Source organism: Cyanobium gracile UHCC 0281 (genome assembly GCF_034931305.1).
In the GTDB taxonomy this organism is placed as follows: domain Bacteria; phylum Cyanobacteriota; class Cyanobacteriia; order PCC-6307; family Cyanobiaceae; genus Cyanobium; species Cyanobium gracile_A.
This window is the reverse complement of the sequence record NZ_JAYGHY010000082.1, coordinates 1-9420: the sequence shown is the minus strand read 5'-3', so window position 1 is coordinate 9420 and position 9420 is coordinate 1. Positions and strand designations below refer to the sequence as shown.

Below are 9420 nucleotides of genomic sequence, written 5' to 3'. Positions count from 1 at the left end.
GCGGCGGGCCCAGCCCCGCCAGCGGCCGCGCCCCAGCAGGAACACCGCCTGGGCCCCCAGGCAGGCCCCGGCGAACACCAGCGCGCTGCCCCAGAGCGGGCCGTAGAGCACCCCGGCCAGCATCGAGGCCCAGACCCCCGGCAGCAGAAGGGTCACCCACAGGGCATACAGGGGCACGAAGGCCATGGCCCCGACGGGGGAACGAAGCCAGAGCAACAGATGATCCGGCAGCCAGAGCGGGTCCATGGGGCCACCGTATCGACCCTGCCTAGGCTTGGGTCCCGCTGCCCCTGGCGCCATGGCTGACCCCTCGGAGCTGGCGCAGCAGGTCGCTCGGGGATCCCTGTTCCGCGGGCGCCACTGCGTCACAGGCAACGGCGAGCCCCTGGAGGCGGCCGTGGGCGGCACGGTGCTCCCGGCGGGCGGTGGCAGCACGGTGGGCTGGCAGCTGTGCCGCAGCCATCAGGAACTGGTCCAGTCGCTGCACGGCGGCAGCGCGCTGGGGATCGGCCTGGGCCCCCTGCAGCTGCTGCAGGCCAAACAGGCGTTCCGCGACTCCCTGAAGACCACCGCCTTCAGCCTCTCCCTGGTGGTCTGGGCCCGCCAGGTGGCCGCAGCGCTGGACGTGGGCCAGACCCACCTGCTGGACGGGTTCGCCGTGCCGGGCGGTCCCGCCGAGCTGGAGGCCTTCGTGGCCCTGCACGGGGATGGGTTCGTGGCGGCGGCGGAGGTGGGCGGCGAGTGCCACGGGGTGTTCACCTTCTATGCCCAGTCACGGGAGCAGGCCCGGCTGGTGGAGCGGGAGTTCGAGGCGGGACTGGGCCTCGGCGGTCTGGCCCTGACTCCTGCCCTGGTGGAGACCGTGACAACGGTTGCCCGCACGGCTGCGGTGAATGTGGGCTTCCGGATGCAGGTGATCGGCAGCCGGGCCCAGCCACCGGCCGAGGCCGCCTCCCTGATCCCCTTCGCCCGCGACTTCGCCGGGCTCCCCCTGGATCAGCCGGCCCTGATCGGCGTGCGGACCCGGGGCTACGAGAGCGTTCCCGCCATCGGCGCCGCCTTCCGGGCCGTGGCCACCAACCGGCAGCTGTTCAGCGGCGAGGGCCCAGGCGAGGGACTGCTCGAGCGCCGCGAACGGCTGGAGGGCCTGATTCACCAGATGGACTGGGTGGCGGACACCTACCGGCTCTATGCCGTGGCGGCGGACCCGAGCCTGGCCATCCGGCGCGCTGTTGCCACGGCTGACCTGGCGGCCCTCGACGCCTGCCGGTCCGCCTACGCCGCCGCCGCCACCGCTCCCCTGGAGGCGCCGCAGCTGCCGTCCCTGGCCGCGGGCAGCCCCGAGCTGAACGTGACCCTGGGCGAGGAGCTGCCGATGGGGGGCAACGGCGGTGCACCCTTCGCCTTCCCCGGGCGTGCTGGGGCCATTCGCCAGCGGCGGCATCTGGTGGAGGTGGCTCTGCGCACCGGCTCGCGGGTGGATCAGATCCAGCTGCGCTACGCCGGCGAGGGTGATCCGCTCGAGGCGGAAGTCCACGGCGGCGGTGGCGGCGGCGACCGGGGCCGCCTGGAGCTGGGGCAGGGCGTGGTGATCCGCCGCATCGAGGCCCTCAGCGGCACCCGGGTCGACCGGCTGTTCCTCACCAGCAGCGACGGCCAGCGGATCGGCGGTGGCGGTGAGGCCGGTGACCGCCTGATCGACTGGACCGTCCCCGCCGACAGCGCGGTGCTGGGGTTCAGCGGGCGCAGCGGCAGGGAACTCGATGGCCTGCGGGTCGTGGTGGCCCGCTTCGGGCCCCTGATCTGGCAGCCGCTGGAGGCGGTGGCCAAGGGGCCCTGACAGCAGATGGGATCAGATCAGCGGAACGGTCTGCTGGATCAGATTGATCTGGCCCCCCTCCGCCAGATAGCCGCTGCCGTTGATGTTGCCGCCACCGAGGCTGTGGGCCTGAACATTGGCCAGGAAGACACTGCCGGGGGCGGCTCCGTAGATCGTCGAGACATCGATGATCCCCGAGGACTCCCAGTTGCCCACCCCGTTGCTGCTGGGGTCGGTGACCACACCGGGCTGGCTCTGGCCGTAGGCGGTGGGGACCGCTGTGCGGTCGATCTGGGCCCAGCGCTCCGCGGGCGCCCCCGTGATCGGATCGATAGGGCCCGCTGGGGTTCAGCTTCCAGATCAAGGCTTCCTGGGTGCCGAAGTTGCCGTTGGCGATGTCGAGGCCACCGCCATTGGCCCGGTCCTCCTGCAGGTAGAGGGAGCCATCGGCGCTCCAGGTGAGGTTGTCGGGGTTGCGCAGGCCCGTGGTGGGGTCGGCGAGGCGATCGGCGTCGTAGATCACCCGCAGGCTGCTGGTACCGGTGCTGGCCAGGCGGCCATCGTCGCCGAAGGCCTCGGTGAAGCTCAGGGTGTAGACGTTGCCATACAGGTCGCCACTGGTGAAATCCTTCGTGCCCGTGGAGACGAAGGCCGCCTGCTGGCCGTTGAGGGGGTTGACCTCGCCATCCTCGATGCGGCTGAGCTGCAGGGCGCCGGCAGCGCGCCGTTGGCCTCCGCCAGGCCGTTGCGCTCCAGGAAGCCGCCGGCGGTCTTCTCGCCGACCCAGAGCCGCAGGGGAGCCTTGGCGTCATCGAGGAGCAGCACGGCGACGGCGTTGGCGCTGCCGGTGTCGATCGCGGTGGCCGATTCCCAGGTGCCCTTGCCGAAGGCCTTCACCTGATGGAGATCGCTGCTGGCCGTATCGAGGGCCTAGAAGGAACCGCCGCCACCGCCGAACACCTCCTCACCGGTGAGGAAGATGCGATCGGCGAAACCACGGCCGGCGCCGAAGCTGTTGGCCTCCACCAGGTTGGCGGAGCAGAAGCGATCAAAGCCGTTGATGTCGTCGCCGATCACCTTGTCGTAGGCCAGGCCGCCACTGACGATGCGCGACTGGAAGCCGTTGGAGGCCTTGTCGTCGGCATCGATATCGACGATGAAGCGGCTGATGCGGGAACCGGTGACCGAGGCGTTGAGGCCCTCGGCGGTGTAGGCGTAGCCCACGCTGGCACCGACCTCATGGTTCACCAGCAAGGTGTAGGTGCCATCGCCATTGGCGTCGGCACCCTGTCCATCGAAGATGCCCGGCGGCACGTAGACGCCGCTGCCCGGCGCGGTGCCGTTGGTGATCAGGCTGGTGATCTTGAGCTCGGGGCCGCCGGCCACGTCCTTGAGCATGGTGGACGTGAAGGTGCCGGCACCGGCCACCGGAGGCGCGGCGATCATGGCCGCCAGATCGATGAAATTCAGGGTGTTCGACACCTCGTTGGACACCACCAGAAGATCTCGCTTTGTGGGACTGTCCTTGGCGTCGATCAGCAGCAGGCCCTCGGGGGATACGTTGCCGGCCAGCACGGTGCTGGTGACGAAGCTGGCCTGGGCGGGCTGGGTGATGTCGAACACGGCCAGCAGGCTGCTGGTTCCCCGTTCGGCACTGACGATCGCGTAGGTGCGGCCGTTCAGCGTCTTGACCACCACCCCTTCGGGCTCGACGCCCTTGTCGTCGCTGCGGGTGTCGTCGTAGACGCCGGCGGCGATGGCGATGGTCTGCAGGGTGTTGCCGCTGTCCCAGACGAGGGCACCGGTGTTGGCCTCGAAGATGCTGACGCTGCGGCTGCCGAAGGCGGTGAAGGGGGCGGTGGTGTCTTCGCTGAGGGTCTTGAGGCGACCCAGGCGCCGGGTTTCATCGAGGTAGAAGCCCGGGGTTCCGGCGGTGCCGTACTCGCGGCCGTCGCCCTCGTTGGCGGTGATGAAATAGTCCTTGCCTTTGGTGCTGAAGGCGGCCACCCCATCCGGCATCCGCAGACCCGCCACGTTGTTGCCGAGGACGGGCTTGATCAGGGGCGTGCTGCCGGCGCCGTCCCGGTCGCTGATGTCAACGAACTGGGTGCTGAAGTCGACGCTGCCGAGGGCGAAGATCGTCTCGATCGTGTGGGTCTTGAGGTTGACCTTGGCGACGCCGTTGTTCTCCTGCAGGGTCACGTAGGCATAGTTTCCGAGGATCGAGACGTACTCGGGCTCGATGTCGGTGGCCTGGGTGGTTCCGGCTGGCCCGGAGATGCGGATCCCGGTGGGCAGGGTCAGCCCGGCAAAGCCCAGATCCGTATAGGTGAAGGTCTCCCTGCCTTGCTTGCCCTTGATGTCAATGATGCCGATGCTGCCGGGGCGATCACCAGCTTCTTGCCGTCGTCCGTGAAGGCGATGCCATCGGGGAGGTAGCCCACCTCCACGTCCTTCAACAGGGTGAGGGCACCGGATCTGGCGATCCGGTAGAAGCGCACCAGCCCCTTGCCCGCCGTGGTGCCGTAGTCGCTGGGGGAGAGGGCCACCACCACCAGGTCGCCGTGGGTGGCCACCGACTGGCTGACATAGGCCCCTCGGCACCCGCTGCGGTGCACCCGGTGCCGAGGGGTTGCTGGCATCGGTCACCTGCAGGGTGCTGCCACCGCCGGAGAAGAGGATGTACGACTTGCCGACCACGTTCACGTAGGCGGAGATCTCCGTCTGGAACTGCTCGTTTGGGGCGGTGCCGGGGGCGGGAGGCGTGGGCGAAAGGTCGATGCTGGCCAGCAGGGGATGGGCCGGTGCCGGGGGCTTGCCGCGCCCGCTACGGTCGTCATCCCGGCTACGGCCACCGTCGCGGCCGAAGCGATCTTCGAATCCAAACGAACCCGAGGCAAAGGAGCGGGGGGACGGGACGACATCTTCCAGGAAGGAGAAGATGGACTTGATCACTTTGGTGGCCGGCACGAAGAGTTGGGTAGGGTGAAAGCCATCACCCTCCGTCGACAGCGGCTGCGCTGTCGTTAACACTTCGCTAGTCCAGGGTTACGTCCATGGGCTTGAAGTCCAGACCACATCCCATGGGCCTGCAGGCAACCCTTCCCTGTCGCCTCAGGCAAAGACACGTCCAGGGTTCAAGGAACAGTTGGTGCTCTCCATGGTCCGGCCTCCGATCGATCAGGTCGTGTTCCGGCTGATCAAGTCCGAACGCGGCCGAGCGAAGGATGCCGAGCTGGCCTCGCGCCAGAAGCGCTTGCTCACGCCTGCGTTGCAGCGGATCGCCCGCGGATCGAAGCCATCCCCCACCTGGAAGAGCCACTGAGGGCGGATGAGCCTTGAGGAAGGCACTGAGTTCCCGGGTCTCGCACTGGTTGGAGCCGGAATGGAGGTCGGAGATGGCCAGGGCAGCGCCCGAAGCCGCCCCAGGACTCAGCACAGGTTGATGGGATGCGGGGTACTCTCGCCATTCCTTCAACCTGGGCAAAGCTGCCAACCGGACATCCTCCAACCGATACAAAACGTAGCCCGACCAAAGCCACGTGGCTTGACAGATCGAACCGAAGGTAAGACACTATTAAGTGTGAATCGGAGTGCTTGTGACCTATATTCTGTCTGATTTCTTCCCTGGAGCCACAGAGCAAGAGTACAGAGATGAGATCGCCGCAGTTCATCCCAGTGAGGGCTTACCTGAAGGGCAACTGCATCATTTTGCCGGTCAATCTGATGACGGCGTTCTGATTGTCACGATCTGGGATTCCAAGGAGTCTGCAGACCGATTCCTGGCCGAAGTTCTGATGCCGCGTGTTGCTTCCGCATCCAATGGCCTTCGCGGTGAGCGCCAGCATCGTGGCGCCGTTGGTTTCCAGCTTTAGCGGGCCCCATCATCTGCAAAGGCTCCGAGGCCGCAGAACAGCACCGTGCCCGGCAGGATCGCCACCAGCCCGATGGAGTCGTCGCGCAGGCTCACCTCACTGAGGCCATCGCTCAGGTTCAGCAAGCTGAAGGGGAAGGCCGGCGACAGGCGCGTCAGCACCACCACCTGAGGCCCTCGCGGCTCACCGCCTGCTCGATCGACAGGAGCTTCGGGGATCCTGCCAGCCGCCTGCGCGCCCCATCCCGCAGCCAGTGCCGCCCCAGCAGAAACACCACGATCACCCCCAGGCCCCTGAGCGGCGACCGCAGCGCTGGCCACAGCTGATCCAGCAGGGTGGATCCATCCATCGCCGAGCTATAGCGATGGGCGGGACCACGGCAGCGCCCTATAACCAGCTGAGGCGAGGAGCCATCGCGCCATGACCATGCCCAAGCCCACCAGTCGCCGGGGCGGCGGCGGACCCTGGGCGCTGATCGCAGCCCTGCTGGCCCTGGTGGTGCTGGCCGGGCTGGGCAGTCGCCTGTGGCAGAAGCGCGAACGGAAACAGGCTGAGGCCCAGCGGGCCGTGCCGCTGCTGCCGCGGCAGGTGTCCGCCCTGGGCCGGATCGAGCCCCTGGGCGGCATCAGCAAGGTGTCGGTGCCCAGTTCCCTGACCAACGACCGGGTGCGCGACATCCTGGTGAAGGAGGGCCAGGAGGTGCGCAAGGGTCAGCCCCTGGCGGTGCTCGAAAGCATCGACACGCTCGCGAGCAGCGTGCAGAAATCCGAGGCGGCGATACGGGTGGCCCAGAGCAAGCTGGCTGCCCAGGACAGCGTCATCGCCCGTTACAAGGCCGACCTGGGCCAGGCCAGCGCCGAGGCACGGCGGGCCGAGCAGCTGTTCACCGACGGGGCCACCACGGCCAACCGGGTGGAGAAACTGCAGGCCGACGAAAACAGTGCCAAGGCCCAGCTGGCCGAGGCGATCACCACCAAAGGCACCCTGGCCGCGGAGCTGCGGGAGAGCCGGGCGTCGCTGGAGAAGGACAAGGTCGAGCGGGCCAAGGCCACGGTGCTGGCCCCCTTCTCCGGCACCGTGTTCAAGGTGCATGCCCACCCGGGCGACAAGGTCGGTGAAGACGGCCTGCTGGAGATGGGCGACAGCAGCCGCATGGGCGTGATCGCCGAGGTGTATCAGAGCGATCGCCCACTGATTGCCCTGGGCCAGACGGTCAGCCTCAGCGCCGACGGCTTCAAGGGGCGCAGCGTGCAGGGGACGGTGGTGGAGATCGCCCGCGAAGTCAGCCGCCAGACCGTGTTCAGCGGCCAGGCCGGCGAGAATCTGGACCGGCGGGTGCTGGAGGTGAAGATCGGCCTGACCCCGGAGGAGTCGGCGGTGGCCAGCCACCTCAACTACCTGCAGGTGAACGTGCTGTTCGCCCCACTGAACGCCGCCCAGAAGGCCAGCCAGGAGGCCGCCCGGGAGCGGGTCCTGGGTCGCCAGAAGCCATGAACCCGCTGACCGCCCTGCGCCGCACGCCCCTGGCCTGGCGGCAGACCAGCCATCGACCGATGCGGCTGCTCGCCGCCATCGCCGGGGTGAGTTTCGCCAACGTGCTGGTGTTCTTCCAGCTGGGGCTGGCCAGCGGGCTCTATGCCAGCCAGAAGCGCCCCCTGGAGAGGCTCAACGGCGAGCTGGTGATGGTGAGCCGGCGCTACACCAACCTGGGCGAACCGCTCAACCTGCCCCGCAGCCGCCTGATCCAGGCCCTGGGGGTGCAGGGAGTGAAGGCGGTGACGCCCCTCTACATCGGCAAGACCGACTGGCTCAACCGCGACAGCCGCGAGAAAAAGCAGGCGCTGATCTTCGGGCTATCGCCGGAGAATCCGGCCCTGCGCATCCCCGAGGTGACGGCCGATCCGGGCCAACTGCTACGGCCCGATGGCCTCTTTTTCGACACCCTCTCCAAGAAGGCGGCGGGTCCCGTGGGCCAGGTGGTGGCCCGGGACGGTTACTACGACACCGAGCTGCGCGGCAAGCGGGCCGTGGTGAATGGGTTGTTCACGATGGGGCTCACCTTTGCCGCCGACATCAACCTGCTCACCTCCGCCAGCAATTTCAAGACCTGGTTCCCCGATCAGACCAGTGACGACATCCAGCTCGGTGTGATCCAGCTGGAAGCGGGCGTCAGCCCGCTGCAGGTGCAAGCCACCTTGAACAGCTTTCTCGATCCGTCGGTGAAGGTGCTCACCCTCAAGGAGCTGGAGGACGTGGAGGTGAACCACTGGCGCAACAACACCTCCTTCGGGCTGATCTTCAACCTTGGGGTGCTGGTGGGCCTGGTGGTCGGCGCGATCATCGTGTATCAGATCCTCTATTCCGACGTCAGTGACCATCTGCCGGAGTACGCCACGATGAAGGCAATGGGCTACAGCAATGGCTTCGTCGTTGGCATCATCGTGCAGGAATCGCTGCTGCTGGCCGCCCTGGCCTTCCTGCCCAGCCTGCTGCTGTCCATGGGCCTGTATGCGCTGCTGGCCCGCTCCACCTCGCTGCTGATCGCGATGACCCTCCAGCGGGCTCTGGCGGTGTTCAGCCTGACCCTGGTGATCGCGGCCGGTTCGGGCTGGCTGGCCACCGGCAAGCTGCGGCGGCTCGATCCCGCCGACATCTTCTGATGACGCTGCTGGACGCTGCAGCCGGGCGCGAGCGGCCCATCGAGCTCCAGCATCTCGACCACTGGTTCGGCGAGGGGGAGACCGCCAAGCAGGTGCTCATCGACATCAACCTGACGGTGCACGCCGGCGAGATCCTCATCCTTACGGGGCCCTCCGGCTCCGGAAAGACCACCCTGCTGACCATGCTCGGCGGCCTGCGGGCCGCCCAGAGCGGCAGCCTCAAGGTGCTGGGGGAGGAGCTGCTCCATGCCGACAACGACGCCCTCACCCGGCTGCGGCGCCAGGCGGGCTTCATCTTCCAGGCCCACAATCTGCTGCCTTACCTGACGGCCCAGGAGAACGTGCGCTTCGGCCTGGAGGTTTCGCCCACCTGGCTGGGTCGGGGCAGGGCAGCGATGGATGACTGCGCCGCCAGCATGCTCGGCCAGGTGGGGCTGGCGGAGCGGCAGCACTACTACCCAGAGAAGCTGTCCGGCGGCCAGAAGCAGCGGGTGGCGATCGCCCGGGCCCTGGCCCCCAGCCCCCGATTGCTGCTGGCCGATGAACCCACCGCCGCCCTGGACAAGACCACCGGCCGCGACGTGGTCGACCTGTTCCGCCAGCTGGCGGACGACAACGGCGCCGCGATCGTGATGGTCACCCACGACAACAAGATCCTCGACATCGCCGATCGGATCGTCACCCTCGAGGGTGGCCAGCTGGTCGCGGGGTGAGCCGCACAGGTCGGGACGACTCGCCCCATGGTGCGGCCTGCTGAAGCCCTCTGACGGCCAAGGCCTTAGGGGGACTTCCCACGCCCTGCGCTGCGATGGCTTCGTGGCGGTAGCGGAGGTGGGCGGGGAGGGGTCAGAGCCCCGGTAGGTTGGCGAGCGCCGCAGGGCCGCGCCGATGGAGATCAGCCTGCTGGGCACCGGCCTGCTGGGGGCAGCGATCGGCGAGCGGCTGCTGGGCAGCGGGTACCGGCTCACGGTGTGGAACCGCCACGCGGATCGCTGCGCGCCGCTGCAGGCCCTGGGCGCGACGGTGGCCGCCACACCGGCCGAGGCCGTGGCCGCCACGGAAGTGG

At 68.2% G+C, this 9420-nt stretch carries 11 protein-coding genes and 2 pseudogenes; 8 read left to right on the top strand and 5 right to left on the bottom strand.

Going from position 1 to position 9420, the window contains the following annotated elements; translation table 11 throughout:
- Nucleotides 1-246 (bottom strand): annotated as a pseudogene (locus VB739_RS15455) (TVP38/TMEM64 family protein); the annotation flags it as partial.
- Between the two features lie 52 nt (nt 247-298).
- On the opposite strand from VB739_RS15455, the gene VB739_RS15450 reads away from it, so the two are divergent.
- Nucleotides 299-1840, top strand: a complete 1542-nt coding sequence (locus VB739_RS15450) for a jacalin-like lectin (RefSeq protein ID WP_323357918.1) — start codon at nt 299-301, stop codon at nt 1838-1840.
- A gap of 12 nt (nt 1841-1852) precedes the next feature.
- Here VB739_RS15450 and VB739_RS15445 read toward each other — a convergent pair whose 3' ends face one another.
- Nucleotides 1853-2062, bottom strand: a complete 210-nt coding sequence (locus VB739_RS15445) for a hypothetical protein (RefSeq protein WP_323357917.1) — start codon at nt 2060-2062, stop codon at nt 1853-1855.
- A gap of 76 nt (nt 2063-2138) precedes the next feature.
- On the opposite strand from VB739_RS15445, the gene VB739_RS15440 reads away from it, so the two are divergent.
- Nucleotides 2139-2720: a hypothetical protein gene (locus VB739_RS15440; RefSeq protein ID WP_323357916.1), complete on the top strand. Its 582-nt coding sequence runs from the start codon at nt 2139-2141 to the stop codon at nt 2718-2720.
- Nucleotides 2721-2749: 29 nt separating this feature from the next.
- On the opposite strand, the gene VB739_RS15435 is transcribed toward VB739_RS15440, so the two are convergent.
- Entirely contained in the window at nt 2750-4105 is a 1356-nt protein-coding gene (locus VB739_RS15435; RefSeq protein ID WP_416233349.1) for a choice-of-anchor I domain-containing protein, read from the bottom strand.
- A 14-nt stretch (nt 4106-4119) separates the two neighbouring features.
- Entirely contained in the window at nt 4120-4461 is a 342-nt protein-coding gene (locus VB739_RS15430) for a hypothetical protein (RefSeq protein ID WP_323357914.1), read from the bottom strand.
- A gap of 506 nt (nt 4462-4967) precedes the next feature.
- Here VB739_RS15430 and VB739_RS15425 point away from each other — a divergent pair.
- Nucleotides 4968-5144: a hypothetical protein gene (locus tag VB739_RS15425; protein WP_323357913.1), complete on the top strand. Its 177-nt coding sequence runs from the start codon at nt 4968-4970 to the stop codon at nt 5142-5144.
- Nucleotides 5145-5418: 274 nt separating this feature from the next.
- Complete coding sequence (locus VB739_RS15420; protein WP_323357912.1) at nt 5419-5694, top strand: hypothetical protein; 276 nt, start codon at nt 5419-5421, stop codon at nt 5692-5694.
- Here the strand turns inward: VB739_RS15420 and VB739_RS15415 are convergent.
- Nucleotides 5694-5983 (bottom strand): annotated as a pseudogene (locus VB739_RS15415) (TVP38/TMEM64 family protein); the annotation flags it as partial. The gene VB739_RS15420 and the pseudogene VB739_RS15415 sit on opposite strands and share 1 nt — an antisense overlap.
- A 131-nt stretch (nt 5984-6114) precedes the next feature.
- Between VB739_RS15415 and VB739_RS15410 the strand changes: the two are divergent.
- The 4 genes from VB739_RS15410 to VB739_RS15395 form a co-directional block, all read left to right on the top strand.
- The gene (locus tag VB739_RS15410; protein WP_323357911.1) at nt 6115-7188 is read left to right on the top strand and encodes an efflux RND transporter periplasmic adaptor subunit; all 1074 of its coding nucleotides are present in this window, start codon (nt 6115-6117) and stop codon (nt 7186-7188) included.
- Nucleotides 7185-8354: an ABC transporter permease DevC gene (gene devC, locus VB739_RS15405; RefSeq protein ID WP_323357910.1), complete on the top strand. Its 1170-nt coding sequence runs from the start codon at nt 7185-7187 to the stop codon at nt 8352-8354. The genes VB739_RS15410 and devC overlap by 4 nt, the downstream gene beginning before the upstream one ends.
- The gene (locus VB739_RS15400) at nt 8354-9067 is read left to right on the top strand and encodes an ATP-binding cassette domain-containing protein (protein WP_323357909.1); all 714 of its coding nucleotides are present in this window, start codon (nt 8354-8356) and stop codon (nt 9065-9067) included. The genes devC and VB739_RS15400 overlap by 1 nt, the downstream gene beginning before the upstream one ends.
- 175 nt (nt 9068-9242) lie before the next feature.
- Nucleotides 9243-9420 (top strand): NAD(P)-binding domain-containing protein (locus tag VB739_RS15395; protein ID WP_323357919.1); only part of this gene is annotated, 178 nt, incomplete at its 3' end.